31 protein-coding genes and 1 pseudogene are annotated in these 25,580 nt (G+C 30.9%); 6 read left to right on the forward strand and 26 right to left on the reverse strand.

The window, feature by feature from the left end:
* Positions 1-10: 10 nt before the first annotated feature.
* Positions 11-226 carry an EexN family lipoprotein gene (locus A9G43_RS09585; protein ID WP_065606968.1) on the reverse strand — a complete coding sequence of 72 codons (216 nt, stop codon included), beginning with the start codon at positions 224-226 and terminating at the stop codon, positions 11-13.
* A 481-nt stretch (positions 227-707) separates the two neighbouring features.
* On the opposite strand from A9G43_RS09585, the gene A9G43_RS09590 reads away from it, so the two are divergent.
* Positions 708-1,910, forward strand: coding sequence for an RNA-guided endonuclease InsQ/TnpB family protein (locus tag A9G43_RS09590; protein WP_081298111.1), 1,203 nt, complete (start codon positions 708-710; stop codon positions 1,908-1,910).
* A 119-nt stretch (positions 1,911-2,029) separates the two neighbouring features.
* Here the strand turns inward: A9G43_RS09590 and A9G43_RS09595 are convergent, their stop codons facing one another.
* The 5 genes from A9G43_RS09595 to A9G43_RS09615 form a co-directional block, all read right to left on the reverse strand.
* Positions 2,030-2,299 carry a hypothetical protein gene (locus A9G43_RS09595; protein WP_065608603.1) on the reverse strand — a complete coding sequence of 90 codons (270 nt, stop codon included), beginning with the start codon at positions 2,297-2,299 and terminating at the stop codon, positions 2,030-2,032.
* 50 nt (positions 2,300-2,349) lie between these two features.
* Complete coding sequence (locus A9G43_RS09600) at positions 2,350-2,991, reverse strand: AAA family ATPase (RefSeq protein ID WP_065608604.1); 642 nt, start codon at positions 2,989-2,991, stop codon at positions 2,350-2,352.
* A gap of 98 nt (positions 2,992-3,089) precedes the next feature.
* Positions 3,090-3,731, reverse strand: a complete 642-nt coding sequence (locus A9G43_RS09605) for a zeta toxin family protein (RefSeq protein WP_065608605.1) — start codon at positions 3,729-3,731, stop codon at positions 3,090-3,092.
* Positions 3,721-3,972 (reverse strand): hypothetical protein, encoded by a 252-nt coding sequence (locus A9G43_RS09610; RefSeq protein ID WP_065608606.1) that lies wholly within the window; start codon positions 3,970-3,972, stop codon positions 3,721-3,723. The genes A9G43_RS09605 and A9G43_RS09610 overlap by 11 nt, the downstream gene beginning before the upstream one ends.
* 77 nt (positions 3,973-4,049) lie before the next feature.
* Entirely contained in the window at positions 4,050-4,667 is a 618-nt protein-coding gene (locus A9G43_RS09615; RefSeq protein WP_065608607.1) for a recombinase family protein, read from the reverse strand.
* Between the two features lie 346 nt (positions 4,668-5,013).
* Between A9G43_RS09615 and A9G43_RS09620 the strand changes: the two genes are divergently transcribed.
* Both A9G43_RS09620 and A9G43_RS11435 read left to right on the forward strand, forming a co-directional pair.
* Positions 5,014-5,307, forward strand: coding sequence for a hypothetical protein (locus A9G43_RS09620; RefSeq protein WP_065608608.1), 294 nt, complete (start codon positions 5,014-5,016; stop codon positions 5,305-5,307).
* Between the two features lie 128 nt (positions 5,308-5,435).
* A pseudogene (locus tag A9G43_RS11435) lies at positions 5,436-5,561 on the forward strand (SprT-like domain-containing protein); the annotation flags it as partial.
* Here A9G43_RS11435 and A9G43_RS09625 read toward each other — a convergent pair.
* The 15 genes from A9G43_RS09625 to A9G43_RS09690 all read right to left on the reverse strand — a co-directional run bounded on the left by A9G43_RS09625 (position 5,554) and on the right by A9G43_RS09690 (position 19,085).
* On the reverse strand, positions 5,554-5,940 hold the full coding sequence (locus A9G43_RS09625; protein ID WP_065608609.1) for an H-NS histone family protein: 387 nt from the start codon (positions 5,938-5,940) through the stop codon (positions 5,554-5,556). The pseudogene A9G43_RS11435 and the gene A9G43_RS09625 sit on opposite strands and share 8 nt — an antisense overlap.
* 32 nt (positions 5,941-5,972) lie before the next feature.
* Complete coding sequence (locus tag A9G43_RS09630; RefSeq protein ID WP_065608610.1) at positions 5,973-6,404, reverse strand: hypothetical protein; 432 nt, start codon at positions 6,402-6,404, stop codon at positions 5,973-5,975.
* 14 nt (positions 6,405-6,418) lie between these two features.
* Positions 6,419-8,266, reverse strand: coding sequence for a type IV secretory system conjugative DNA transfer family protein (locus A9G43_RS09635; RefSeq protein ID WP_065608611.1), 1,848 nt, complete (start codon positions 8,264-8,266; stop codon positions 6,419-6,421).
* On the reverse strand, positions 8,259-9,284 hold the full coding sequence (virB11, locus tag A9G43_RS09640) for a P-type DNA transfer ATPase VirB11 (protein WP_065608612.1): 1,026 nt from the start codon (positions 9,282-9,284) through the stop codon (positions 8,259-8,261). The genes A9G43_RS09635 and virB11 overlap by 8 nt, the downstream gene beginning before the upstream one ends.
* Positions 9,285-10,370: a type IV secretion system protein VirB10 gene (gene virB10, locus A9G43_RS09645; RefSeq protein WP_065608613.1), complete on the reverse strand. Its 1,086-nt coding sequence runs from the start codon at positions 10,368-10,370 to the stop codon at positions 9,285-9,287.
* A gap of 32 nt (positions 10,371-10,402) precedes the next feature.
* Positions 10,403-11,248: a P-type conjugative transfer protein VirB9 gene (gene virB9, locus A9G43_RS09650; RefSeq protein ID WP_065608614.1), complete on the reverse strand. Its 846-nt coding sequence runs from the start codon at positions 11,246-11,248 to the stop codon at positions 10,403-10,405.
* Positions 11,248-11,943, reverse strand: coding sequence for a virB8 family protein (locus tag A9G43_RS09655; RefSeq protein ID WP_065608615.1), 696 nt, complete (start codon positions 11,941-11,943; stop codon positions 11,248-11,250). Before A9G43_RS09655 ends, virB9 begins: the two co-directional genes overlap by 1 nt.
* A gap of 12 nt (positions 11,944-11,955) precedes the next feature.
* On the reverse strand, positions 11,956-12,126 hold the full coding sequence (locus A9G43_RS11075) for a hypothetical protein (protein ID WP_176701723.1): 171 nt from the start codon (positions 12,124-12,126) through the stop codon (positions 11,956-11,958).
* Between the two features lie 9 nt (positions 12,127-12,135).
* Positions 12,136-13,065 (reverse strand): type IV secretion system protein, encoded by a 930-nt coding sequence (locus A9G43_RS09660; RefSeq protein ID WP_065608616.1) that lies wholly within the window; start codon positions 13,063-13,065, stop codon positions 12,136-12,138.
* Between the two features lie 12 nt (positions 13,066-13,077).
* Positions 13,078-13,800, reverse strand: a complete 723-nt coding sequence (locus tag A9G43_RS09665; RefSeq protein ID WP_065608617.1) for a type IV secretion system protein — start codon at positions 13,798-13,800, stop codon at positions 13,078-13,080.
* A gap of 17 nt (positions 13,801-13,817) precedes the next feature.
* Positions 13,818-16,607, reverse strand: coding sequence for a VirB4 family type IV secretion/conjugal transfer ATPase (locus A9G43_RS09670; RefSeq protein WP_065608618.1), 2,790 nt, complete (start codon positions 16,605-16,607; stop codon positions 13,818-13,820).
* A gap of 3 nt (positions 16,608-16,610) precedes the next feature.
* The gene (locus A9G43_RS09675; protein WP_065608619.1) at positions 16,611-16,880 is read right to left on the reverse strand and encodes a TrbC/VirB2 family protein; all 270 of its coding nucleotides are present in this window, start codon (positions 16,878-16,880) and stop codon (positions 16,611-16,613) included.
* Between the two features lie 13 nt (positions 16,881-16,893).
* Positions 16,894-17,442: a lytic transglycosylase domain-containing protein gene (locus tag A9G43_RS09680; RefSeq protein WP_176701724.1), complete on the reverse strand. Its 549-nt coding sequence runs from the start codon at positions 17,440-17,442 to the stop codon at positions 16,894-16,896.
* Positions 17,443-17,672: 230 nt separating this feature from the next.
* Positions 17,673-18,005, reverse strand: coding sequence for a TrbM/KikA/MpfK family conjugal transfer protein (locus A9G43_RS09685; RefSeq protein WP_065608621.1), 333 nt, complete (start codon positions 18,003-18,005; stop codon positions 17,673-17,675).
* Positions 18,006-18,188: 183 nt separating this feature from the next.
* On the reverse strand, positions 18,189-19,085 hold the full coding sequence (locus A9G43_RS09690; protein ID WP_065608622.1) for a replication initiator protein A: 897 nt from the start codon (positions 19,083-19,085) through the stop codon (positions 18,189-18,191).
* Between the two features lie 654 nt (positions 19,086-19,739).
* Between A9G43_RS09690 and A9G43_RS09695 the strand changes: the two genes are divergently transcribed.
* Positions 19,740-20,246 (forward strand): hypothetical protein, encoded by a 507-nt coding sequence (locus A9G43_RS09695; RefSeq protein WP_065608623.1) that lies wholly within the window; start codon positions 19,740-19,742, stop codon positions 20,244-20,246.
* An 81-nt stretch (positions 20,247-20,327) separates the two neighbouring features.
* Here the strand turns inward: A9G43_RS09695 and A9G43_RS09700 are convergent, their stop codons facing one another.
* The 3 genes from A9G43_RS09700 to A9G43_RS09705 are packed head-to-tail and all read right to left on the reverse strand — an operon-like array spanning position 20,328 to position 22,963.
* Complete coding sequence (locus tag A9G43_RS09700; protein WP_065608624.1) at positions 20,328-21,593, reverse strand: zincin-like metallopeptidase domain-containing protein; 1,266 nt, start codon at positions 21,591-21,593, stop codon at positions 20,328-20,330.
* Positions 21,577-21,747 carry a hypothetical protein gene (locus A9G43_RS11080; RefSeq protein ID WP_176701725.1) on the reverse strand — a complete coding sequence of 57 codons (171 nt, stop codon included), beginning with the start codon at positions 21,745-21,747 and terminating at the stop codon, positions 21,577-21,579. The genes A9G43_RS09700 and A9G43_RS11080 overlap by 17 nt, the downstream gene beginning before the upstream one ends.
* Before the next feature lie 16 nt (positions 21,748-21,763).
* Positions 21,764-22,963 (reverse strand): hypothetical protein, encoded by a 1,200-nt coding sequence (locus A9G43_RS09705; protein ID WP_065608625.1) that lies wholly within the window; start codon positions 22,961-22,963, stop codon positions 21,764-21,766.
* Positions 22,964-23,105: 142 nt separating this feature from the next.
* Here A9G43_RS09705 and A9G43_RS09710 point away from each other — a divergent pair, with 142 nt between their 5' ends.
* Positions 23,106-23,597 (forward strand): hypothetical protein, encoded by a 492-nt coding sequence (locus tag A9G43_RS09710; protein WP_065608626.1) that lies wholly within the window; start codon positions 23,106-23,108, stop codon positions 23,595-23,597.
* Positions 23,597-24,787, forward strand: a complete 1,191-nt coding sequence (locus A9G43_RS09715; protein ID WP_065608627.1) for a relaxase/mobilization nuclease domain-containing protein — start codon at positions 23,597-23,599, stop codon at positions 24,785-24,787. The genes A9G43_RS09710 and A9G43_RS09715 overlap by 1 nt, the downstream gene beginning before the upstream one ends.
* A 21-nt stretch (positions 24,788-24,808) precedes the next feature.
* On the opposite strand, the gene A9G43_RS09720 is transcribed toward A9G43_RS09715, so the two are convergent.
* Together A9G43_RS09720 and A9G43_RS09725 are read right to left on the reverse strand one after the other, a co-directional pair.
* Positions 24,809-25,030, reverse strand: a complete 222-nt coding sequence (locus tag A9G43_RS09720) for an EexN family lipoprotein (protein WP_065608628.1) — start codon at positions 25,028-25,030, stop codon at positions 24,809-24,811.
* A 200-nt stretch (positions 25,031-25,230) separates the two neighbouring features.
* Complete coding sequence (locus A9G43_RS09725; protein WP_065606968.1) at positions 25,231-25,446, reverse strand: EexN family lipoprotein; 216 nt, start codon at positions 25,444-25,446, stop codon at positions 25,231-25,233.
* Between the last annotated feature and the right edge of the window lie 134 nt (positions 25,447-25,580).

Genomic DNA, 25,580 nt, shown 5'->3' on the forward strand with positions numbered 1-25,580 from the left:
AAAACTTGTATTAATCCCAACTTGCATTACCAACTCTATTTTTTGAAACTATTGCTTTGTGAGAATTTTGACAATTCAAACTATCACCATCAATTTCACCGTTTTCACATTTTTTACGGTATTTATCTAGTAGTTCTTTGTTATTTTTAAAATCTTCTACAGTATAGGTCTTCTCATTACATCCGAATAAAAACATAGCAGTAATTAATATTAGTATTTTTTTCATATAAACTCCTTATAATCGTTGGTTAATATTAGATTAAGCTTTATTGTGTTTTATTAAAAAATCATTTATAGCTAACCTAAGTAAATCAGATATTGTTTTTAAAGCCAATTTCGCCCGTTTATTTTTTTATTGCAATATTCATATTGGCTTTCATCAATTAGAGATTTAAAAGCCGCTTTAAAGGGCTTTTATTCTCTTAAATTAATCAGTCCATTTTCCTGTATTAATTGGTCTACTAAGACTAATTATTGCTTTGTGAGAGTTTTGACAATTCAAACTATCACCATCAGTTTCACTATTTTCACATTTTTTACGGTATTTATCCGTTAAGCCGTAAAACCTCGTCGTTCAGGGCGGGGATGTCAGGCTTAAACGACGAAGTCGTTTTAATGTTTTAAAGTGAGCATGTATTTTAAATACACAGTGTCTACCGTGCCTAATTTCATTTTGTATATTCATAGACCAATAGTATAATAAATGCATGATAATACGCAAAGCCTTTAAATTTGAATTAATGCCAAATGGCGAACATATCCGTAAACTTAAACAGTTTTGCGGATGTTCTCGTTTTGTTTTTAATCAGGCTTTAGCATGGCAAAAAGATCAATACGAACAAGATAATTCAATCAAGTTCAGTTATACTAAAATTGCTAATTTACTCCCTACTTGGAAGAAAGAATATGACTGGTTAAAGACCTGCCATAGCCAAGTATTACAACAATCATTAAAAGATTTAGAAAGTGCCTATCGTAATTTTTTTCGCAAACAATCGGACTTTCCGAAATTTAAGAAAAAAGGAATTAAAGAAAGTATACGTTTCCCGCAGGGTACAAAGCTAGATGAAAATAATAAGCGTATATTTATTCCTAAAATCGGTTATATTCGTTACCGAAAAAGCCAGCTAATTGTCGGCACAATTAAAAATGTCACAGTAAGTTTGAATTGTGGTAAATGGTTTGTGTCGATTCAAACAGAATATGAACAAGCAGAGCCAATACATCAATCTAATACCGAAATTGGTATTGATATGGGTATTAGTCGTTTTGCCACGTTAAGTAATGGCATTTACTTTAAACCATTAAACATATTTAAACAAAATCAATTAAAATTAAGAAAATTACAACAGCAACTAAGCCATAAGAAAAAATTCAGCCAAAACTGGCTGAAATCCAAACGTAAAGTATCAAAATTACATCACCAGATAGCCAATGCTAGAAAAGACTACTTACACAAAATCTCAAATGAAATCAGCCAAAACCACGCCATGATATACATAGAAGATTTAAAGGTAAGTAATATGTCAAAATCTACCAAAGGTAATCAAGAACAACAGGGTAAAAATGTCAAAGCTAAATCAGGATTAAATAAATCCATATTAGATCAGTCTTGGTATGAATTTAGACGACAACTTGAGTATAAAAGCTACTGGCATGGTGGATTTGTGTATAGCGTTGATCCAAAGTATACAAGTCAAACTTGTCCATGTTGTTCCCACGTAGCTAAAGAAAATCGTAAAACTCAAGCTAATTTTGAGTGTGTTAGCTGTGGTTACAAAGAAAATGCCGATTTAGTTGGGGCATTAAATATATTCAGGGTAGGACATACCCGAAGCGTCTGCGAAGTGAACGGTGCAGTAATGCCGTCAGCAACAGAAACCCACCGAAGCGAGTTAGCGATAAACTAACCGCAGTAGGAATCCCAGTCCTTTAGGGCGGGGAGGATGTCAACTAGTGTAGTTCTTTGTTATTTTTGAAATATTCTACAGTATAGGTTTTCTCATTATAATCGTTGGTTAATATTAGATTAAGTTTTATTGTGTTTTATTAAGAAATCATTTACAGCTAACCTCAGTAAATCAGATATTGTCTTTAAAGGTAACTTTGCACGTTTATTTTTTATTGCAATATCTTCTAATTCTTCATATTGACTTTCATCAATTTCAAACGAAATTTTTCTCATTACTTTAGATTTAGATTCTTTCTTATCGCCACCAGCATAGGGACGATCTGCTAATTCATCAGCTAACTTATCCGCTTGATTGTATATTTCTTTAGATGTTCTTGGCGTTTTCAATTTGAGTTCCTTTTATTAATTAGCATTTAATAAATATTATTTATTAAATATTAAATAATATCAAGTTCATTTAGCAAATTACTTATTTCTTCACGTGCTTTTTCATTATCTGTTTCAATTACACTTTTACCATCAGAGTAACTTGTTCTATACACACGTCTATAATATGCAATGCTATCTAGCAGTTTTATGTTATTTATTTCTGATAGATATTCTACAAAGTCGTGACGTTCTTGTCCTTGAATGATGGGGTTAGTTGTTGCTAACGTTTGATAGCAATATACTTGCAATTTTGGGTTTAAATCTTTTATGCGTTCTAATTGTTCTTCTAATTCCAATAAGGTATCCAAATCCTGTTGTGAACATTGGTGAGGAGAGATAACAATATCAGCTACTGAACAGCCAGTAATAAACTCTCGACTATTACGTCCTGCAACATCAACGATTATAAAGTCGTAACGAGAATCCAGATCTAGTAATGTAGAAGCTATATTTTCCCGTTTTTCTACTAAATTGATGGCGGGCTGAATGTTTTCATTTTCTCTTAATAACTGCCATTTCGAAGCAGAACGCTGTGGATCAGCATCAACTAGACATACATCTTTATTTTTTAATGCTAATGCAACTGTTAAGTTAATTGCTGTTGTTGTTTTACCTGCTCCACCTTTATTACAGCCGACTACGATTATCATTTATAACTCCCATAATAAATATTATTTAAGAAATAATATTTATTATAAATTAAATAATAAATTTGTAAATATTATTTCTTAAATAATATTTATTATGACTATTCTATTTCATTAGAGTTTTGTTTTTGATTTTGTTTGAAGTTTTTGTGAGCTGTAGAATTTATTGCGTGGTCTAGTTTATATTCAACGAATGGAGTTATTACATGCTTTGTGACCCAGTCATGGACTTGTTTTTTTTGTTTTAGTTTCCCATTAATAATTTTAGCTTCTGTAACAAAAATAACTGAATTATCAATTACTTTTAAATAATTAATTAATGGAAAAAGTTTTTTAATATTGCCATATGTTTTATCAAAACGTCTTTCAATTGTTGCTTCTGGAATATCATGCCCACCTTTTGACACTCTATTTTTGACTCTATCAATGTGATAATCCACAGATTCTAAACCAACAAAATAGGCTCTTACACTGTAATTGTTTTCTTTTGCTGTAGCAATTTGTTTAATTATTGTATTACTTGATAACGTACTTTCAACAAGAAATGACTGATTATTTTTAATAGCGTCTTTAAACATATTAATAGCAATTTTTCCTGCTTGTAATTCATTACAGTTAGAATCTTTAGCTATTTTATCAGGATCAATAATTAAAATATCTTTTGTAATTGTAATATCATCTCTAATTGTTGATTTACCAGCTCCGTTTAACCCTAAAATAAAAATTGCTTTTTTAGTTGTCAATTCGCTCACCTTTGCTATTTCTTATCATGAATTTAGTGCCATCAGGGTTAAACTGCCATGTTTCTCCGTTATCGAGTTTTCTTACATAGCTTTCATGTTTAAATTTTTCTTCGAGTCTTCTTCGAGCTAACTCTTCAAATGTATTATCATCTAGATACCCGTGATCTGTTTCCCATAGATCTATTTCTTGGCTGTGTGTAGGGTCAATTGCTTTTTCTAAAATGTCATTATAGAGTTTCATATTTATATCCTATATATTGTCTATATTTGATTTATTATAAAATAATTAAAAATAAAGTAAATATTATTTATTATTTATTATTTATTATTTTTATGTCTAGACCATACGTTTTTGACAGTTGCTGGGCTACAATTCAATAGCTCTGCTGTTTTATTTATGCTTTTGCCTGAACTACGGCATTCAATAATTAGCTTATGTAGCTGCTTATTTGCTTGACGACCTTTATATTTACCTTTTGCTTTAGCAATTGCGACACCTTCCCTTTGTCGTTGTCTACGAATCTCATAATCATCACGTGCAACTTGTAACGCTATTTTCAGTAGTAAATCTTGCATTGAATCTATAACTATTTTTGTTACACCCGTAGCGTCGGATGATATCTCCGATAAATCTAAAATGTCGGGAACGCATAATCTTGCGCCTTTCGATTTTATAGAATCAATTAAATTAATGGCTTCATCTAAAGGTAATCTGGTTAGACGATCTATTTTCTCAGCAATGATGACATCGCCATCTTGCAGTTCTGAAATCATTCGCTGAAGCTCTGGTCTATCAAATCTTGCACCCGATGCTTTTTCTTTATAAACATTTGCAATGTAATAACCAGCCTTTTTTGCGTCATCAATGATTCGTTCTTGTCGTTCGAGTTCTTGCTCTCTTGTGCTAACTCTCAAATATATTCTAGCTGTTTTCATTATTTAAACTGATTGCCTCTTTATAAGAGCTATTTTAACACGTTAAATTTAGCTAGGCTATTTTGAGTTGGTTTTAATTTTATCTTGACCTGTCTGAAACAGTTAGCTATTATAGATATACTTTAATTGGCTAATCCAATAAAATTTAAAGGTCATTTTATTTTACCAAATAAAACTGAAAAATAAGTAATAGAGGTACTTATTATGTGGTTACTTTTTTTACTCGGTTTGTCTATGTTCATTTTCACTTTATGGTGTATTAAAGTAGCTAAACCAACGAAAAAAAATTAGTATTTACTCATAAGCCTATTAACATGTTAATAGGCTTTTCTACAAAGAGGTTAAAATGGAGCAAAGATCAATATCGTTTATTTTTGTTACAGAAAAAAAAAGATTTATTCGATGGAGAAAAAAAGCAAAAAACAACAATATGACGTTAGAGAACTGGATTATTAAAAAGTTAAATTCTGATGTGAAAGTTGTTTATAAAAAAGTAAAATTACAAAAAGATATTCCAAAAGACGAACAATGGTTTATAAGGTTATCAATGAAACCTGAAATCAAAGGATACTGGGTTTATTGCTCACGGTCAGATGAAAAAAAGCTCGTAGAATGGATAACTTGTAAATTAGATTCTTGACATCCTCTCTGCTCTAAAGAACGGAGATTCCTAATACGGTTAGTTTATAACTAATTTTGTTAGAAACATCATAGAAAGCTATCTTTATTACTAGTATTTTGTATTGTACACTACAATTAATTAAAGAAGAGGGAACAGGCACAAGAGATAAATTTACATGCCCTGAGTGCGGACTAAATGCGTGGGCAAAACCCACAGCAAATTTGAACTGTGGTGATTGTAATAAAAGAATGGAAAATATAAAATTTAGTTAACCAAAAAATCATCTAATGATTTCCCTTGTTCGAGTTGTTTTGATAGCCACCTCGGTATTTTCCCCCGACCAGACCATGTTAACTGATTGTTGTTTTCATCTATATATTGATATTTTATTGTTGGCTCTTTTCTTATTTTTAATGCTTTTAAATCATTTGGCTTTAGACCGATTGATAGCATATAGTCACTGACTTTTTTTAATTTATCTTGTATTTCTTCTTCTTCAATTAAACGCAATTTCTCAATTTCTTTTATTTTTTTCTTAACATCATTGAAACGATCAATCAGTTTTTCACAATAAGATGAGCCATATTTCTTAAACAAACGAGTTATATTTTTTTTGTTAGCTAAAAATTTATGTACTTCTTTTAATTCCATTATTTTTCTCCTATTTAAATTTGACTGTATTATCAACTTTTTTTAATTTTTTCAAATGTGGCTGTAACTCTTGAAGAACAATAATTTTGATTGAAATTGAAACACTCAGGTACTAATACAATATTGGTGGTATTTCGAGAAAGCTTAATAAAAGTTTGTATACGTTGAATTAATTCAAGCTTCCCGTGTAATGTTATTTTATCTGCGTGATCTAACAAATAATTTATTTTTATTAAATCGCTTGTCGTTGACTGTATAGTATTTTTATCAATATAAATTGATTCAGTTACACACCAATTTCCGTTATCTTTTGTGTTTTTTATTGTTCCAACCGTTTTCTCAACAGAAATTTTGTTAACAGCAACATCTTTCCCCCTTGGGAATGGGACAGGTTCAGGCGGAGAAGAACACCCACTTAGTGGTAATAATAAAGTTAAACTTAAATATAAATATATAAATCGCATAATCTTTCCTTTAGTTAAAAAATATCATCATCAATCGCCTTTAACTCTGGCAATTGAATCGCTAGTTCATTATTTTGTACTGCTTTTTTATAATCATCCTGTGACGGATTCCCTTTGGCATTTCGTAAAGTCGATGAAACTAATTTAAATTTTTCAATTAAAAATGGAGTAGAGAAATAATTTGCTTTCTTACATTTGATTTTAATGTTGTTACATAAAATAATTTCTTCATCCATTTTTAAATCCATGATTTCTTGCGGTAAAATCAATGCTTTTGCTGCTGTATTTTCACTGCGTGAGTTATTTTTAGCTCCGAAAGAACGACTATACGATTTTGTAGTAATGTTGCCGATTCGCTTCGAAATTTCCTCGGCAACTTTAGTTTCTTTAGGGCGATAAAAAATATTACAAGTATGATTTTGTAGTAGTGTTGATCCACCGTTTTCTCCATAGCCAAGAGGTTTATCATTTTTTATCTGTGAATCCGCTTGATAAATAATTAAACTACGCAAATCATAGCCAGCAATAAAACTCACTGAAACTTCATATTTTTCCATGTAACCGATTGATGTAAATTCATCCATTCCAAGCAAGCACGGATGCTTTAATTCTGGATTTTGGTCGGGTAGCCCTTGAGCAATATTTGTATCAATTAATTGAGTAAAAAAGAGATTTATTATTGGTCTTGCACTAACTAGATCTTCAGGATTAATTACGAGATAAATAGTCATTTTTTTTCGTCGTAAATCTCTAAAATCAAAGTCATTTTGACTGGTTGAATTTTTGATAACTCGATTTTGAAACGGTTTTAATGCTGTTTCGTACGCAGTTTTAACACCAGCAAATTGCTTCTCAGCTTCTTTTTGTGAGAAGAATGATAAAAATAGATTGTAAACAGTATCTGGCAACCAGCCGAGTAGATATGCCGTTTCTGTTGCTAGCTCTAATGAAATTTTTTCTTTTTGACCATTTCTTATAATATTAATACCATTTAATGCACCACCCAAATTGGTTAGTGTATAATCATCCCCTAAATAACCGTTGTGATAGAAAACACCAAATAAATACGTAATGGCAATAAAAATCGACTTCCCCTCTCCCACAAAGAAATCATTATCTTTTGATATATAAAATGAGTTAGCTATATTTTGAATTTGTAGTTCAACCTTTGGATCATTAAAATCTAAATAAAATAGGGGATTATAACGATGAGTGTGTTCAGAAAACGGATTAAACAAGAAAACATCCTGTCCAAGGATATCTCGTCTATATTTTGATGTATAATCAAAACATTCTTGTTTAATATCTAATACAACCAGGCTATCTTCCCAACACATCAAATTCGGGATAACAATACCTGTTCCTTTTCCACTTCGGGTTGGTGCACCTAGCGAGCAAAACTCTTGCCCTCCAAAAAACAACGGTTTTTCATTATATAAACCAACTAGGATGCCTTTTTCTTCCATCAATTTTTGGCTTTTTATTTCATTTATCGTGCTCCATTTTGCCGTTCCGTGTAGCTCTCGTTCTTTTCTCTGTTTTTGAGCTATTACTAATAGACCTGCTAATAATAATAATACTATCAACATTATAAATAGTGCCACCAATACCGCTAAAATAGTTGTTTTTACTTCACCTGCCATGAATGCCAAATACGGTGTTTTTAAACTAAAATAATCGTACGTCGAATGAATTAACTGAAAAATACGTTTAATTTTCTTTCCGTGTAATGCAACATCAGGCATATATATAAATGTTAAAATTACACTTGTTAAACAATATGCTATAAATAAGCCAAAACTAAAAATGATAGAGATAAATACTTTTTGTCCAGCATTTAATTTTTTAAAAAATTTAATCATTTTTGTAATCTTTCCAAAAAATAGTCGTAATACGCCGTTTACCGTTAATGTTTCCAATGTGGATCACAATATCGACCGTATCACGGATAATCTCTTTTGTTGTATCGTACGGAATTTTGCTACCCGTTGGATTTTGTAATGACATCATCGTTAATCGAGTAATAACCTGCTCATAACTACCTGCATGTAATGATGTTAAGCTTCCTCCGTGACCGCTTGAGATTACATTAATGTAGTCAAATGCTTCACCGCTTCGAAGTTCTGCCAGTAAAATACGATCGGGCTTCATACGTAAACACGATTTCAGTAACACTGATGGATTAATAACAGACTGATTTTCAGATGAATACAGTAGATTAACCATGTTGTCATGAATAGTTGATGTTATTTCTCGTACATCCTCGATAGTAATAATTCGTTGATCCGCAGGAATTGAATAAATTAATGATTTCATGAACGTAGTTTTACCGCTTCCCGTTGCCCCAGCTATGACAATGTTTTTCGTTCCGCACGCAACTGCTAAAGAAAAAAATGCTTTATATTGCTTTTCAGATAACAGTTTCTGTAATTCACTATCAACAGGATCTACATACTCACCTAGAACAATGTCATCAAAAAAACCTTGATTACTGAAATCATCAAGAGTAATTGTAAATTGAGACGGCTTTCTAATTGTGATTGAATACTGGCTTTTGTCGCAAGCAGGGGGAATAACAACTTGTAAACGTTCGCCATCGGGCAGATCGGCACTCATAATCGGATGGTTTTCATTCAAAATATTATTTGAATATGTTGCCGATGCATTAACGAAAAAATTTAAGTTATCTTTTGTAATTCTTTCATTTTCTTCTTTAGTGCCGATCTGCCAGCCCGATTTAGTTTCATAACGAATTTGACCAATTTTATTAATGACAATTTCGGTAATATCATGACGAGTTAACAAATCACCAAATAAGTTATTTATGTGAGAACGTAATGCTCGAGCATCTTTTTTGACGATAACTTTATCTTTATTCATTTATTGATCTCTTTTGTTTAATGAATAAACACTAGAAAAATCAATATCACGAGCAACAAAGATACCAACTTTATCTCCCTGATTTTTATAAAGAGTGGGCTTTATATCTCCCATCTGTTCGAGCACAGTTTTCGCTAGTTCTTCGCTGTTTTCTTGCGTGTTTTCGATATAATTACGATTATCTGACTTTGCAAGTCTTGATGATAATGCTGAACTACTATCCGTTATCATACTGAGCAAAATTGCATTGCCGAATCGTTTCCAGAAATGTTGATCCGTCCAACCAGTTAAGCCATTTGCTCCCAGTTCATCTGTTGAACCGCTGTTAACATCGACATTAATATTATTCGGAGTTCTTATCTCTTGCCAAATGACAAATATCTGATCACTGCCATGACTAACTGCTCCTGTTTTATAAACACCAACCGCCTTTGAACCTTTTTCAATTAATGTTACATTTCCATTTTTTGACAGGACATTTTCAGCAATCGTACAACTAATTTGACCACCTACATTGCTAATTAACTTTTGTCTTAGCACGCAAGGAATATACGTACCTTGTTCAAGTAAAAGATTGGGATTATAACGGCTTTTTCTTGCTGTATTAGCTTTGAATGCTGTACTTGAAAACATGTCGTTTTGTGAGCCAATTTTATTGCCATCACTAATTGATTGATTATCTGTCTGACTTGCTGTTGTTGAATTTTGCCCGTTTTTAACAACCATTGAACCTGATGACTTACTAAATTTAACTGTATTTGAATTTTCTGTTTTATTACCAATAAACCCAATCTCTTCATTTTCATCATCATTTTTATTGACAATAGCAGGAACAGGGTTATTAAATTTTTTAGGAGGCGGTAACGTAAAACTTTTCTTTTCATCAACATTTTTAGAAACTTCTTTTGCAACAGTTTCTTTGTTGTCTGTTTTATATCTCACATAAACTAATTTATAGAATGCAAAAGCTAAAAAGAAAATAACAAGTAATGCAAAAACTAATTTCAAAAAACGTTGATTTTTTTTATAGCTTTTATCTCCAGCAATCGCAATGTTTGGTTGAGATGGTTCTTTATTCTCAGTCATAGATAAAAATCCTATTTAATATTTATTATTTATTATTTAATATTTCTGATAATATCTTTATTACTTGTTACTTGATTATTTTGAACTGATTTACCAAAGCTTTTATTTACAATACCGACAACTTCATCACCACTCCTGAGAATAAAGCGACTAGCTGTTTTATGAACAACTATGATGGTATATTTTTCAGTGTTTTTAACACTTGTATTACTCATCATTTCCTGTTTGCCCTGATAGTAAAAAATAGCGGGGATTGTTTTTTCAGATGTAAAACCAATAAACGTACGAACACCATCGTCGTAAGTGAAATCGGGAGTAATAGATTCACTATCTTTACCAACTAACATTGTGTAATTCCAATTCTTTGGTTGTGTAAACTGCTCTAATGAATCATTAGCCAATTTTTCTTGTTCGAGTGCTTTTTGTTCTTTTAATAATGCTTGTTTTTTATTTCTTTCGTCTGTTGGATACGTAAAATTAACTAAGTAAGAGTTATCATCAGAATCAACCAGCTTTAAATCAAACGTATAAATGCGTTTATTCGTCGTAACAATGAGATTTGTATCCCATTCAGCACTGTTTGGCTCAATAATCGTATCTTCGTATTTATACGCCATGGGTTTTAAAAAAATCTTATTGTTATTGTCCGTAGTCTCCCAACCTAAATTGAAACCAATAACAACATCAACAATAACTTCATCTTGAGAAAAATTAATCGCTGTCACATGCCCCACTTTTGCATTAATTTGCGTGACGTTGTAACCGTTATACGCTAAATATTGCATACGCTTATCAAATTTAGATGAAGTGGGTTTTTGAACTGCATTACAAACACCAGCACCAGCTAATATCAGTAATAAAAGTAGGAAATGTTTCATTAAATATTTTCCTCGATGATTTGATAACTCGTGACAGAAAAACCAAGGGGATTTTCAAGACGATATGATAATTTTAACTTTTGAGCTGGTTCATACTCATATGACAGTTTTATAATAAAGTTTCGTTGATAAACTTCATTTTTCTCAGTAGTATATGTTTTAACAATACGGGCTGTAGCCATCTTTATATCTACATTATTAATGTCTTCTAATATAATTGAATTGACCTTGACAGAAATTGTTCCCGTTTTCATCACTTGGTCTGGACTATCATCTCTATTCATTTGAGCCAGATATTCATTTTTTACGTTTTCACTACTGTATAACTGTGTTTCAATATATGTATTTTGAATAGTTTGATATGTGTAGCTTTCTCTTGTTTGAATGTATGAATTTACAAAATACTTATCTAAGGCTTCGTTTGCGTGTAATTGCTCAGGATCAACAACTGTAATTACATCAGGGATACCTGTTTTTTCATTCACTTGAATAACGTAAGGAGTCACTTCTTTTAACGGCAAAATTATTGCTAAAATTATCCAGGATAGAATTAATAAAAAAATAGCCACACCTGTTATCAACCAAGCTCTTTTTTCTGAACGTTTGAACATATACTCTCGATCGTTCTCATATGAAATACACTTACTGAAACCGTCATTAGACGGCTTATTATCATCTTTTATTTTTTCAAACATGGTACTTCCTTTTTAGAATGTATTTTTATTACCTAGTTCTTTTTCTAATTCATGCAAATTTTTATTAATTGCGACCTCTTTTGAGCTTTCAAAGCTTTTATCCCAGCTAGAGGAAACTGGAGCTTGATTACTACATGCAACTAAATAGATTGAAAATATGCTGATGAAAAAAATTTTTAACATAAGAAATCCTTATTTTTTGGACATTGCATTAGAAATTGAGTTAGCTAATGATTGATTTTGAGATGCTTGTGCTTTGCGTTGTTTATAGCTATTAATTTTATTTTCAATGATGTTGCTAGACATTGATTGATTCATTCTGTCTACGCTAACTTGAGATAATGCCATTGAAATTTGACCCGCAAGTTTTACTCCATAAATAGTTATCACACCCGAAATGAGATACATAATACATGAAAGAAACGCTTCAGCTCCAGAATGGTTTGCAACCCATTCATTTGTATATTTAGCTATCGAAAAACCAACTTGAGAAAATACAGACAAGAACAAAACAAAAAGACAACATCCTATTACTGCTTGTAGCCACATCGAAAACATATTTTTAAACCACCCCCAGAGGTAGCAGAACAAAAATAAGGGGAAAACAGCAAGCAAAGCTATCAAAGTTATTTCGGAAACAACAATACCGACTGCATAACTGACAACTCCCAGACAAAGAGGTGCCATAAATAAGCATTGAACTATCCAAAACAGATGCCCAGAAATACCGTGTGCTTTATCGAGTGAATCAGCATATAAATTAACAATAGCCCCTATTTTTTCATCAATTCCACCATAAGCGTTCCCTGAAGTTTCATCTCCAACTAAAAAACCTCTCAAACCATGTACCGCATCGTTTACATAAGTAGTATATGTCCCCATATTACTGAGCACTCCAAGAACTATTGCAAATCTTGCTAGATTCCAGACAAAATCAGGCATGGGGTCTTGTATTTTTCCGGCTAAAACCATATAGCCATAAAACATTACATATATAGTAATCCCCAGACTAGAGACATCTAGTAGACCTGCCACCCATCCCTCTTGTACTAATTTAATTCCTTCAGTAATAACAGAATTAATTTCATCGCCCATATCACCAAAAAGAGTAAAATTTATCATGATACAATTCCATTACCAGTGAGCATTGCTAACTTTATTCGACATTACTTTTTCACGCCTAATATCTTCTTGTTGCACTTCAATTAACTCTTTTTGTTGTAGCTGTTGTTGTACTTGTATATCCATTCTCAATTTGTCAGCTTGTAATAGAGCTAGTTGTGTGTTCATTGCATTATTTAAATCTAGGCTTTCTTTCTGATCTTTAGATTGAGCCATTTTTTTTGCAATCTTATTAATTGTTTTTACTCGCTCATCAATAGCTTTGAGATTATTATCAGCTTGCTGTTGACGCAGTGTCATAAGAACGATTTGACCCTCACAATTTTTTCGTTCTTTCTCAACAAAAGAATTCGTTGAATTCTGTTCTGATGGGCATAAATTATCTAAACCGTAACTTTTATAGATTTTTTTTAAGTCAGGATTTAAACTATCAAACCCCAATTCCAGTATTTTCTTCGGATTATTTATCCACTTCTGTAAGTCTTGAGCGTTTTTAAAATAAGATGAGCTCTCTTTTACTAAATCGACAATATCTCGTACACCTGTTTGCGCCGCTAACGTATCTCTTTGTGTTTTTAACTGATCCTTATATTGTTTAACCGTTTCAGTCCACCTTTTAGCTTGTTCTGCTGCTTCAAGTTGTAATTGAGCAATTGATGCAACATCGATTGTCGGAATTCCACCTGCAAACACAGATGATGAATATAAAGCTATTAAAATTAATATTTTTTTCATTTTTATTTCCTTACGAATTAAACACATTGTTGTTTGAACAGAGGTAACCAATTTTTAGGATCATCTCCGACTTGCTCGATCAATGAATGAACTAAATTTACATTTTCCATTGATGCAGATAGGATCTTTAAGTTCTCTCGCCCCAGACCCGACAAATCAATTTTTGCAACAACGGTATTTCCTCGTGTGTCGCCATCATTTTCATTTCCATTACCTTTTTTTATCAATAATTGGCGACTGTCATCTGCAAGTTTTTTAATGATTTCATACTCTTTTAGTGAGACTTGAAAATGCTTTGTGTATTCATTAACATCAGCTTTCGAATTCGGTAAAAAAAAGAATGTTTCGACTTGTTCGATAATGGCTCTTGCAATATCACTTTTAATTATTTCGTCTGGAGATTGAGTTGCAAAAACTAAAAAACTATTTCTTTTGCGGAATGTTTTCAAACCGTCGTAAATAAACTTTTTAAAGAAAGTTCCGCCCGAAAGCCATTTCCAGAATTCATCCATAAAGATCGGCAATCTGCGACCATCTGTAATTTGTTCAATTCGATGTAAAATATAAAATGTGATGGGAGCAACAATATTTTTATTATCTAAAATCTCAGTACCATCAAAGCCGTAAATTGAGTGTGTATCAAAATTAATATAATCTTGTTCATTATCAAAAACCCACGAATACGCTCCATCTCCAGCCCAAATTGATAACCGTCTACTCAAATCATTATCATTGCTAATATCAGATTGAATATTTTCAAGCAGAAGTGACATTCCGTGATATCGATTAGCTTTTTCTTCACTCATTACCGCATTAACTGCAATGCTAATTTGTTCTTTCTCTCTAACTGATAACAATTCACCATTCATTGTTGCCAGCATTGCAATTAATTCATTTAAAAAAGTTATATTTTCAGCAGTTTTATCAATCATAAACGGATTGAATCCCGTTGGATGTCCATCTTTTAATGAAAAATATTTACCACCAAGGGCTCGAATATTGATTTCAGCCCCGTAATCTTTATCAAAATAGATTGCAGTGAATTTACGATTAACGGCGTTATATGGGAATGAATCATAAGATTCATATTGTGTTAACTGGTTTAATAGAAAAGATAATGTCATTGTTTTACCAGTTCCGCTTTTACCAACCATCAAAGAGTGACCTAAGTTCATCTCACCAAAATCATTTCGACCGATTTTTGTTTGATGAAAATTAAAATAAAATGGCTGATTAGCAGTAGTTTTTAGTAATGTTACGGCATTCCCCCAAGAATTATTTTTTTGCTTGCCAACTGGGTTATTATGTAACGAATTGAGTCCTAAAAAGTTAAGACTTGTAATATCACTTACTTTATGACGAAATTTAAAATTAGACGGTAACTGCCCAAAATAGGCTTCATCAGGAGCTAACCAGTTTACTGTAACAACAAAACCGAGGTCGTTAACTGTCGTAATAAAATTATTGACGGCTTGATTAACCTCATCTTCATTATTACCAAAAAGCAAAGCTGAAAAATGATGCTCTCCCATAATTAGTTCACCTGCTACTAGCTTCTCTTTTGCTAATTCTAATTCTGCTAACTGTGAGATAGCATCATCTTCTGTTGATGTAAGCTGTTTTATTTGCCTATCGATGTTTTTCTTACCAACATTTTTTGGTAAAACAGAAAATGATTGTGTAATGATGTAACGGCAAGAGAAATTAATTAATTCATCTAAAAAGCCTGCTTCTGTATATGCTGTCCAGTCTTTTATTTCTATTGATTTTACGTACATTTGTTTAGTTGGTGTTGTAATTTTTAAAACACCACTAGCACAAACACTAACTTCATTATTGCCCAGATAATTATAAATAGGCGTATCCAGAACACGAATACGCTGATATTGTAATGATAGAATATAATTGAAAAATTCTAACTGTTGAGAATATTTAATATCTTCAATTAAATAACATGATAATTTATAAATACTAAATTTAGCTAATGCGCTTTCTACCCGACCGCAAATATCTTTAAATGTATCAATTCGTTTCTCTAACTCTAACTTACGTTCTGCTGGTTTAGCCATTTTTCTATTTAAAGATTCTGTACGAGTTTTTTTAAAAACAAGAGTGACAAAAAGTTTATTTTCCATAAACTCAGTATCTTTAAATGATGAAATGTATTTTTGATTAATTTCATTTGCAAAATCATTATTAAAAACAGGGTCAAGATTGTATTTTGTAAAGTCTTTAATATTGTGAAAATAGAACGCTACATTTTCTAATCCGAGTGATATTAATAATGTATTTAATGAATATTTATAGTAATCAATGTTTTCATCTTCTCTTGTTTCAAACGATATACCATCAACGACCCACGTTGACAGCAAGTAACCATTTTTATCGATAACAATATCATTGGTAAGCTGGGTTGAGTAAGGTATTAGTTCGCTAAATGGAATCGATTTTTCATTATCTAACATAGTTATTTTTTCCTTGTTATTTTTTCCTTTTAATCGAATCTGTGAGTAATCAACAGAAGAAAAAAAGTATGCTCTAATCCGTTTTTTAAATGATTTATTTCTTATTTTTCTTACAAATAAATGACGTTTAGTTCCTATAACTTGAAACATTTTTTCATCAATTTTTGTCAGAATCTTTAGAATCAAATAAGCAGGTAACAATAACGCTAAGAGAATAAAATTAAACCACACCGAAATTAAAAAAATGAATCCCCCCACGATTACTAACGGATAAATCGGGATACCCATTAGCATCGGTGGTCTAGTTAAAGCTTTGTAAAGGATATCTCGATTTAAACTCATTTTTTATCCCACAAGCATAGATGCTATTTGAGATGCCGCACCGATAAAAACACCCCCGCCCAAAATTTTTGCGCCTTCCATCATAGGGTCACCTTTAAATAGAACTTTGTAACCTGCCCACATTATTGATATAGTTACTGTCACAACTGCAATAGCAGATAATGTGTCTGATACAAGTTGCATCGTTGTATTAACTTTTGAAAGACCTCCTCCGGCAGCAAAAGAAGAGCTAGAAAAAAGCAATATTGATAATAATGTATTAATTTTTTTCATAATTTCCCTTTATTCAAAACTTTGTTTTTAAATTGGTTGAAATGCTTTTTATTTGTTGATTTTTAGTAATTGAAAATTTCTTTAATTGTCTATTATTCCTCCTCTCATTTTTGACATAACTGTCATTTTTTATATTAGGAACAAGTGGTTTTTTATCGAAATTATTAATAATGCGTTCTAAATATGAATTGCCTGATTTTTCAGTTACAAAACCGGACTTATAATTACCACTGTAATAACAGCTTAATGCCTCAGATACTGATTTATTCGGAGACTGTTCATAGCAATTTTTTAAAATATCTTGAGAGACAGTAAGATTTAAACAAGGATCAAGTAATTCTTCTCCCGTTACTCCATACTTTTCGAAATTAGCTTTATTGATTTGCCCTAACCCAACTGAGTAGTTAATATCCTTTCTATCAAACTCTTTAATTATCTGAATAGCCTCATCTTTGGTTTTAGGTTGAGAAGTCAAACCCGTACCACCAACAACAGCTATAGCATAAGGATTAAAATCGCTTTCAGTTGCAATTAACGAGTTAAGAGTATCTTGATGAACCAACGGAGCACAAACGAGGAACAACATATTCAACGCATTCATAAAAAAAACAAAAAAATTTATTATTGTTGACCGCGGAGCGGAAGTCATTAACGTTGAGTAAGCCTATTTTTCAATTGTGTAGTAATTGTGAATTAGTGTTGTAAAGCTGTTGATAGCGTGCTATCAATGGCTTTTCAATACGTTTGCGTAGCAAAATTCACAGTTAATGCACACGAGAAAACTAGAAAATATTAATGACGTAACGTTCCAAATTTACTAACAATTTTATTAATCATACTCGGATCAGCACTTGGACATTGACCAAGAAATCCGCCTCTTGCATTTGACGTTCTACCGCCATTAAATTTGCCATGTTTTTTTGAAACAATACTAAAAAATTTTTTTACAGGACTTGAACACTCTGATGGATTTTCACCTTTTGCTTTACCAGCCATGCATAAAAAAACAGTACAAGGATCATCTTTATTTATTGATGGTTCTTTTAAAAGTTCATTTGCAAAAGATTGGCTAGAAAAACAATAAAGAGTTAATAAAAATAAACAGCTTTTTGAAAAAATTTTCATAAAAATTACCTATTCTATACGGTAATTTTGAGTTTACCCAAAAAAATAATTGAATTCAATTATTTTTTTGATTAAAAATTGACTTTTCCCCTATTTTCTTTAATCATTTTTTTACACATTGTTAATGTGCATTTGCACATTATTGATATTTCCTCTTCAATAATTTTTTCTTGTCTTGTTAGATCATGATTTATTTATAATATTCTTTATTCTACTTATTCTATATTTGCCTCTTTTAAAATTCTCCATTTTTTCAGCTTCATCGATATTAGGATTACGATTTTTAAAAGTAATAACTTCACGTTCGTTATTAAAAATGACTTCATAATCAGGTAAATTATTTTCTTTAGACAACTTTTTAATAGAACGCTTAAATTCAGCTTTACTTGCCGTGCTACCCGTTTTTAAGTGCAACTTTTGCAGTGAAATTTCACAATCATATTGATTACCGCAATGCTTGCGAGCTATTTCATAAATACGTCTATCTATTGCTTTACGAATACGAAAATAATCTATGCTAATTTTTAATATTTGCTTTTTTTCCAATGCTTCAAATAACCAGTTTGGCAAAACAACTTCAACCATCCCGATATCAAGTTTCCCTTTCTTTTCTTCCAGTATTCGCCAACTATCAATTAATCCAAATTCAATTGTCTCTTGTTTATCTTCACTGTATTTAATATTAGTTTTAATTCTAGTCCCCGATAAACGGCTTAATGCTTTTTCTAAATCTTTATACGCTTGTCCACTTGTTGATCTGTTAGTTGTAACTAAAAAATCATAGGGAGTAAAATAGATTTTCCGATCAACTTTTTCACCATTATTCATCACTTGTTGTAGTTTTGAGATAGCATAAATCCAAATGTCTTTATCAAAAATAGTAGCTATTCCATCTACGGTAGGCTTAATTGTCACGGTAGTTTTACCGTTTTTGTATTCACGAACACTAGTGTCCCCAGCTTTTAGCGCAAAAAATGGGTGCTCCATGCTTGCAATTTCATCTCTAATTGTTGATATTTCAACCTCATCAGCTAAAAACAATTCAATTTGCTGATGTTTCTTAGGTTTTAAGGTCATCATTACATTACTCTCCTAATTTTTAGGCAATACATTCATTTTTTACACAATAACCTATTGATTTAATTTAATTCGTATTTCACACATAAATTAATTATCGTATTCCACACACAAATTATCGTATTTCACACATAACGTCAACCTAAATATGTTAATAACTCAAAAAAAATTCGTATTTCACACATAATGAATTCGTATTTCACACATAAACTATCGTATTTCACACATAAACTATCGTATTTCACACATAAACCAATTTCTTGTAAGCCTTGCAAATAAAGGGCTAAAGGCACTTTTAAAATCCCTATAACTTATATAACTATATATAACTAAGATCTTTAACCAGATTTTAGCCCATAATTTCTGTGGATAACTCAAAAAATAAAAAAAGGGATATCGGTGAGTTTTCTCATGTGCATTAATTGTGAATTTTGCTACGCAACCGTATTAATTACTCATTGACTGCTAAAGACAGCCAACAAGTAATTAACACTAATTGACAATTACTACACAATCGAAAAATAAATAGACGTTAATGTTAATGGCTTCCGCTCCGCGGTCAATAATAGTAAATTTTTTTATTTATTTTTTTAAGGTCAAGGTCGAATATGTTAAAATAAACAAAATAGTAAACTAACTAGTAGGTATCATGCTCTCATGTTTTTAATTCCTAAAACTAGCAAACAAAAATATTTATCAAAAATGGCATCACTGAACATATTTGACGATACAGCTAAAAAATTATGTACAGGAGATTGGCATTATGTAACGATGTTTAGTAATGGTTTTCGTGATGATAACGCTTATCTAGCTGGTGATGGAATGAAAACCAATACAAATGCATATCTAGGTGACTTAGAAGTAAACGATGTAACAAATGCTCTAAAGCGGATGGGATACTATGAAAAACACGTTATTGATAAAAATAGCCCTGTTTATTGTGCATCACATGCTAGAGCTTGTGTTGATCTATTATTTAGCCGTATTAAAAATAATGCTCCTTTAGATAGCATTAGGCTAGATGATTGGTTTACAACATCAGAAGCTAAAAAAACGGTTTACCGCTTAATTGATATACTCTATTTTCAAGTTGAAAAAGATGTACAATTGAAAATAGATGAATGGAAAGCATCAAATCCTTTAACGCAATATATCGCAAAATAAGCCGTTTTTTTTCATGGTTAATACTAAGCGGGCGGATTAACGAAAAAAATCAAAATAAGTGCTATACAGTGCGATTTTAAGCTATAGTTCAATCTGATCTTTCCCTTTTTTATTTTTAACTTCCTTACCTGTTGCATCAAGTTTCATATCATGCGGTCGATTACCTTTCATTGATTCAGTACGATTAATGATTCCTGTTTGCAATTCTGAAATCGGAACATTATGCTTTTTGATGTCTGGATGATTTTGTAAAACAGATAAAGCATACTTATCTTTATTAATCACTGATTCTGCAGATTCTCCATTAATGGATATGTTATATTTAGACTCTTTACGATCAAATTTAAACTCGATACTATAAGTTTTATTTGTTAATTGTTCATCAACAGTTTTCGTTACCTCTTTTTCAATGTAACTTGTTATTTTACTAACCGCTTTGTTGGCGTCACGGAGTGCAATACTTAAATCCTCCTTTTCCAACTTTCCTGCCTTTAACCAATTTTTTAAATATGCTAATGATTTTAACGTATTGCTTTCTTCATTATTTGCAAAACCGCTTAAACCGAACTTTTGACACATAAATAATGCACCGAGTTCCGCAACCAATTCTTCTTTTGCATAGTTTTTACTACCGAACTCATTATAACCCTTACGATCTGTTTTTTTATTAGTTCGACCCACGCACTCTATTGTGCTATGTGTTAATTCATGAAATGCTACAGCATAATATTCATCAATATTTGAAAACTGTTCTTTCAGTGGCATTACAACATTTTTTGAACCGTTGCTAAAAAAAGCATCTTGACTAGAAATTTCTTTTAATGAAATTTCATTATCTTTGCAGTAACTCTCAATCATTTTATCGATCTGAGAATATTTTCCAGTATCAGATATTTTCGGCTTTTCAGGCAATTCAAATTGTTTTATACCCTCGACATCTTGAGCATTAAAAACATAATACGTTTTCAAGACAGGCCGATCTAACTTAACTAACTCATATTGTTTTTTCCCCTCTTTGTCTAAAATAGGATTTCCTTTATCATCTTTTTTTAAAACACTAGCAGTATCTGTATAAAAGCCTATAAATTCACCCTTGCTTCCCTTTTTTATCGGAGTGTTATTTTTCTTTGCTTCATTAAATGTGACCCATCTAGGATCTTTAAATTCACTCATAACAGCCCGACTAAATAAAACGATTTGGTTTGCTCCCCTATATGCATTATTTTTGCTATTTTGCTGTTCAAATCCGACGCTAGCCCAGCTTTGAGTCCATTTGTGATCAGTATTAACGATTAAATTATACAAACTTTCATTGTAACTGTTATTTAACTTATCGAGTTGGCTCATTGTCTAGCTCCTCGTCAATAATTTCATTTTCATCTAATTCAATATTGCTATCACTATCAACTAGCTCATACTGAGGTTTTAAAGGTCTGTAAATATCATTTGCAGAACGTTCTTGTTGTTCTTTTACATAAATTTCAGCAGAAATTGTTTTCATGGTTTTCTCCTATTATTTATAATGAAACTTGAGCATTTTTGCTTTTTTCTCGTTGATTAGATTTTTGATTATTCTGTTGATGTTCTAACTTTTTTTCAGCGTCATCCATGGCTTTGTTAAACAATTTATCTTGGATGCTTTTTAACGGTTTTTCTAACAGAATTTTTTTAGTGTTATCTACAATGTCGATTAACAATTTAGTTTCTTTGATAACTTTCTTTTTAACTGTTTCTACAAAAGTGAATTGGGGATTTACCTTGTCTTTTAATGCTTCTTTTATATTTTCTCCCACTTTGATATTAGAATCAGGTAATGCGTTTTCAGATATTCCTTTTTCAATAAAAGAGGTTGAAAATTGTGAGAATTTTTCTGGGTTTTTATCTAGCTCATTAATTAAGTAATGGGCATTTTCAAATCTAATTTGATTGTTTTTATTTTCTTTATCCAAAAATGATGACATTTTTTTTGAAAACTCATTAAACTCAATATCTTTTTCATTCAGCATATTTTGATAATAACTAATTGCATCATTTTGATTTAAAGGTACGACGTTTCCAGCTGTATACTCTATTGATGGTGCAAAAATTAATTTGTTATTTTCAGTTAGAAAAGGATATAAATTATCGTTTAAATCAGTTCGTTCAACACTAAGGAGATTTTTATCACACTCTATTGATAAAATATCTTGAATAGTTAGTGCGTTTATATTTTTAGTAACAATATTATTGTCTTCAAATGTTTTTACTACATATTCAGCAGAAATATTATTTTTCTGTTCGTACTCCTTAATTGAATTTATTTTTTCTTCTGTTGATAGGTGCTTAACATTATCAATTATATTATTAACTTTTTGTTTTGCGTATGAATTAACATCAGGAATAGATTGTCCATTTTTAACTAAATCATCTCCCATTTTTTCAAATAATGAAATCATTGTTTTTTTATATGAAGTATCATTTATCAATTTGTTTGCAATAACAACATCGGGAATTTTATTTTGTTTTAGCAATTCAAAATCAGCTTTGGCATTTAATACTCTTTTTTGATTTTGAGTAATGCTTACTTCTGAATTTCTGCGAATCATGCTTATTTGATCTTCGGGGTATTGATCAGCATCAATACTGTATCCCCGCTCGATTAATGCAACCGCTTCTTTTTTTAGTTCATCAATAAAAACTTTCTTATATGATTCATTTGCCATGTCTTGTAAATTCATTCTAATTTCCTCCATTCTTGACAATCTTAATATTACAATATATAAGGTATGAACTCAATTAAATAAAACACATGCAGGATAGTAAAAAACAACACAACGTCCGACGTTATGTTTTTTACCCTGTACTTGCAGTAGGCTTATTATGAAAACAAAAAAATCAGTTAGGCTTGATAATGATTTAATTAATGCTGTAAATAACTACGCAACTTTAAATGGCATGAATTTTAGTCAAGTGATAGAAAAAACAATCAAAGATAAGTTTCAATTTAATGAGCAAACTGCTGATACCAATGTTGAATCATCTGTAAAAAATAGAACGAAAAATGTTAGATTTGATGAACGAACATTAAAAGAAGTTTCGAGGATAGCAAGCAAAAAAAATATTACAGTAACAGAGGAAATTAGATTTAGAGTTTCAAGCAGTTTATCAATGCCCTGTTTTGATTCGTTAGAGCTGAAAGAACTTGAGCAAACTAGAATTAACGTTAATCAAATTGGGCGACTAATTAACATGTCAATACGTGAAAAGTTAATCATTAACAATACTCATATAATAGAATTAATAAAATTAATAAATGAGATGAATAATGCATTAGTTAATATTATTAAAGAATCGCAAGAAAGGTTATTTTAATGGCAAGGAGGCAACATGAAGAATATTTAGATATGCGCCGAGCCAAAAGTAAAAAGTTCGGTTCGACTGGCATTAATTCAAGAAAAAATAATTATAATTATGTGAGTTCAGGAAAAAGCTACAGTAATAAATCTAATTCTAATCATGTTGTTGTTAAAATAACTGGCGGAGCAAAAAGCATTAATGCAATGCTGAGGAATTTTGATTATGACACCAGAGAAAACACTTTACCTTTATATGATAAGAATGGTTTTGAAATATCGTTAGATGACGCTAAAGAATTAGCTATTGATGATTATCAATTAACGAAAGTAAAGAAAAATAAAGATACAGAACCAAGAAGAACTTATCGTTTAATGTTTTCAATGAAGGGTAAACTAGATCAAGATATTTTAAAACGAGCTGTTTATAATACGTTATCTACACATTTTAACGATCACAATTTTTATTATAGCTTGCACCCTGACACAGATAATAACCATGTTCATGTTACAGTGATGAAAAAATCATTATCTAACGGTAAGAATTTAAATATAAATAAATCTCTATTAAATAAGGTTAAGTCACAGTTTGCAATTAATCTGCAATTAGATGGCATTAATGCTACGTTTTCTAGTGCAACAGATAAACAAAGTGATATTGAAAAAGGATCCGCTAAGTTGAAAAGAGAAAATAGACGTAAAGATGCCAATGTTTATAAGATTGTCGACTTCGGTAAAGCTCATTTTAATTTTGATGAAAATCAGCCATTTTCTTATTACTTATTTATGCAAACAAAAAACGGTAAAGCAAAGAATATGTGGAACAAGGGATTAGAAGATGCAATTAAACAAGCAGGAGCAGTCATCGGCGATTATATAAAAATCAAAGAGATTAAAGATGAAAATAATCAGTCATTCAAAGTAAAAAAATGGGCTATAGAAAAAGTTGAACGATTGGAAGCTCAAGAATTTATTATTAATGATTTTGGGCTGGCTAATTATCAATTTCAAATAAACGGTAAGCAATCAGCATTTGCAAAATTAATTGATAGCAACGGTAATGAAAAGACGATTTGGTCGAAACAGATTAATCGATTTTTAAATGACAATAAAGCAGAAAAAGGAGATAAGATTATAATACAAGATGATAAGTTTATAATTAACAAGAAGCACATTAAGTCTATAAACTTATCACAGATAGAACTTTAAAAGTCACATGAGTGGCTTCTATTAATCCCATGCGTGAGGATTGCGAGCTGGCGTGTTTAAATTTAAATTAGCTTTGAAAGAGTTTTCACAATTTAAACTATCGCCATCAATTTCACCATTTTCACATTTTTTACGGTATTCATCTAGTAGCTCTTTGTTATTTTTAAAATCTTCTACTGTATAGGTCTTTTCATTACATCCGAATAAGAACATGGCAGTAATAAATATTAGTATTTTTTTCATATAAACTTCTTATAATCGTTGGTTAATATTAGATTAAGCTTTATTGTGTTTTATTAAAAAATCATTTATAGCTAACCTAAGTAAATCAGATATTGTTTTTAAAGCCAATTTCGCCCGTTTATTTTTTTATTGCAATATTCATATTGGCTTTCATCAATTAGAGATTTAAAAGCCACTTTAAAGGGCTTTTAAAACTTGTATTAATCCCAACTTGCATTACCAACTCTATTTTTTGAAACTATTGCTTTGTGAGAATTTTGACAATTCAAACTATCACCATCAATTTCACCGTTTTCACATTTTTTACGGTATTTATCTAGTAGTTCTTTGTTATTTTTAAAATCTTCTACAGTATAGGTCTTCTCATTACATCCGAATAAAAACATAGCAGTAATTAATATTAGTATTTTTTTCATATAAACTCCTTATAATCGTTGGTTAATATTAGATTAAGCTTTATTGTGTTTTATTAAAAAATCATTTATAGCTAACCTAAGTAAATCAGATATTGTTTTTAAAGCCAATTTCGCCCGTTTATTTTTTTATTGCA

Origin of the sequence: Gilliamella sp. Occ3-1, from assembly GCF_001690655.1 — a bacterium.
GTDB classification, from domain to species: domain Bacteria; phylum Pseudomonadota; class Gammaproteobacteria; order Enterobacterales; family Orbaceae; genus Gilliamella; species Gilliamella apicola_P.

Excerpts from the sequence above, each read along its gene's own strand:
- A9G43_RS09635 (WP_065608611.1), bottom strand. The coding sequence starts at position 8,266 with ATGATTAAATTTTTTAAAAAATTAAATGCTGGACAAAAAGTATTTATC.
- A9G43_RS09660 (WP_065608616.1), bottom strand. The coding sequence starts at position 13,065 with ATGATAAATTTTACTCTTTTTGGTGATATGGGCGATGAAATTAATTCT.
- A9G43_RS09710 (WP_065608626.1), top strand. The coding sequence starts at position 23,106 with ATGAAAACAAAAAAATCAGTTAGGCTTGATAATGATTTAATTAATGCT.
- A9G43_RS09720 (WP_065608628.1), bottom strand. The coding sequence starts at position 25,030 with ATGAAAAAAATACTAATATTTATTACTGCCATGTTCTTATTCGGATGT.
- A9G43_RS09630 (WP_065608610.1), bottom strand. The coding sequence starts at position 6,404 with ATGCGATTTATATATTTATATTTAAGTTTAACTTTATTATTACCACTA.
- A9G43_RS09690 (WP_065608622.1), bottom strand. The coding sequence starts at position 19,085 with ATGATGACCTTAAAACCTAAGAAACATCAGCAAATTGAATTGTTTTTA.
- A9G43_RS09695 (WP_065608623.1), top strand. The coding sequence starts at position 19,740 with ATGTTTTTAATTCCTAAAACTAGCAAACAAAAATATTTATCAAAAATG.
- A9G43_RS09600 (WP_065608604.1), bottom strand. The coding sequence starts at position 2,991 with ATGATAATCGTAGTCGGCTGTAATAAAGGTGGAGCAGGTAAAACAACA.
- virB10 (WP_065608613.1), bottom strand. The coding sequence starts at position 10,370 with ATGACTGAGAATAAAGAACCATCTCAACCAAACATTGCGATTGCTGGA.
- A9G43_RS09620 (WP_065608608.1), top strand. The coding sequence starts at position 5,014 with ATGGAGCAAAGATCAATATCGTTTATTTTTGTTACAGAAAAAAAAAGA.
- A9G43_RS09590 (WP_081298111.1), top strand. The coding sequence starts at position 708 with ATGATAATACGCAAAGCCTTTAAATTTGAATTAATGCCAAATGGCGAA.
- A9G43_RS09685 (WP_065608621.1), bottom strand. The coding sequence starts at position 18,005 with ATGAAAATTTTTTCAAAAAGCTGTTTATTTTTATTAACTCTTTATTGT.
- A9G43_RS09655 (WP_065608615.1), bottom strand. The coding sequence starts at position 11,943 with ATGTTTGAAAAAATAAAAGATGATAATAAGCCGTCTAATGACGGTTTC.
- virB9 (WP_065608614.1), bottom strand. The coding sequence starts at position 11,248 with ATGAAACATTTCCTACTTTTATTACTGATATTAGCTGGTGCTGGTGTT.
- A9G43_RS09665 (WP_065608617.1), bottom strand. The coding sequence starts at position 13,800 with ATGAAAAAAATATTAATTTTAATAGCTTTATATTCATCATCTGTGTTT.
- A9G43_RS09700 (WP_065608624.1), bottom strand. The coding sequence starts at position 21,593 with ATGAGCCAACTCGATAAGTTAAATAACAGTTACAATGAAAGTTTGTAT.
- A9G43_RS09670 (WP_065608618.1), bottom strand. The coding sequence starts at position 16,607 with ATGAGTTTAAATCGAGATATCCTTTACAAAGCTTTAACTAGACCACCG.
- A9G43_RS09585 (WP_065606968.1), bottom strand. The coding sequence starts at position 226 with ATGAAAAAAATACTAATATTAATTACTGCTATGTTTTTATTCGGATGT.
- A9G43_RS09625 (WP_065608609.1), bottom strand. The coding sequence starts at position 5,940 with ATGGAATTAAAAGAAGTACATAAATTTTTAGCTAACAAAAAAAATATA.
- A9G43_RS09715 (WP_065608627.1), top strand. The coding sequence starts at position 23,597 with ATGGCAAGGAGGCAACATGAAGAATATTTAGATATGCGCCGAGCCAAA.
- A9G43_RS11075 (WP_176701723.1), bottom strand. The coding sequence starts at position 12,126 with ATGTTAAAAATTTTTTTCATCAGCATATTTTCAATCTATTTAGTTGCA.
- A9G43_RS09615 (WP_065608607.1), bottom strand. The coding sequence starts at position 4,667 with ATGAAAACAGCTAGAATATATTTGAGAGTTAGCACAAGAGAGCAAGAA.
- A9G43_RS09610 (WP_065608606.1), bottom strand. The coding sequence starts at position 3,972 with ATGAAACTCTATAATGACATTTTAGAAAAAGCAATTGACCCTACACAC.
- A9G43_RS09675 (WP_065608619.1), bottom strand. The coding sequence starts at position 16,880 with ATGAAAAAAATTAATACATTATTATCAATATTGCTTTTTTCTAGCTCT.
- virB11 (WP_065608612.1), bottom strand. The coding sequence starts at position 9,284 with ATGAATAAAGATAAAGTTATCGTCAAAAAAGATGCTCGAGCATTACGT.
- A9G43_RS11080 (WP_176701725.1), bottom strand. The coding sequence starts at position 21,747 with ATGAAAACAATTTCTGCTGAAATTTATGTAAAAGAACAACAAGAACGT.
- A9G43_RS09705 (WP_065608625.1), bottom strand. The coding sequence starts at position 22,963 with ATGAATTTACAAGACATGGCAAATGAATCATATAAGAAAGTTTTTATT.
- A9G43_RS09725 (WP_065606968.1), bottom strand. The coding sequence starts at position 25,446 with ATGAAAAAAATACTAATATTAATTACTGCTATGTTTTTATTCGGATGT.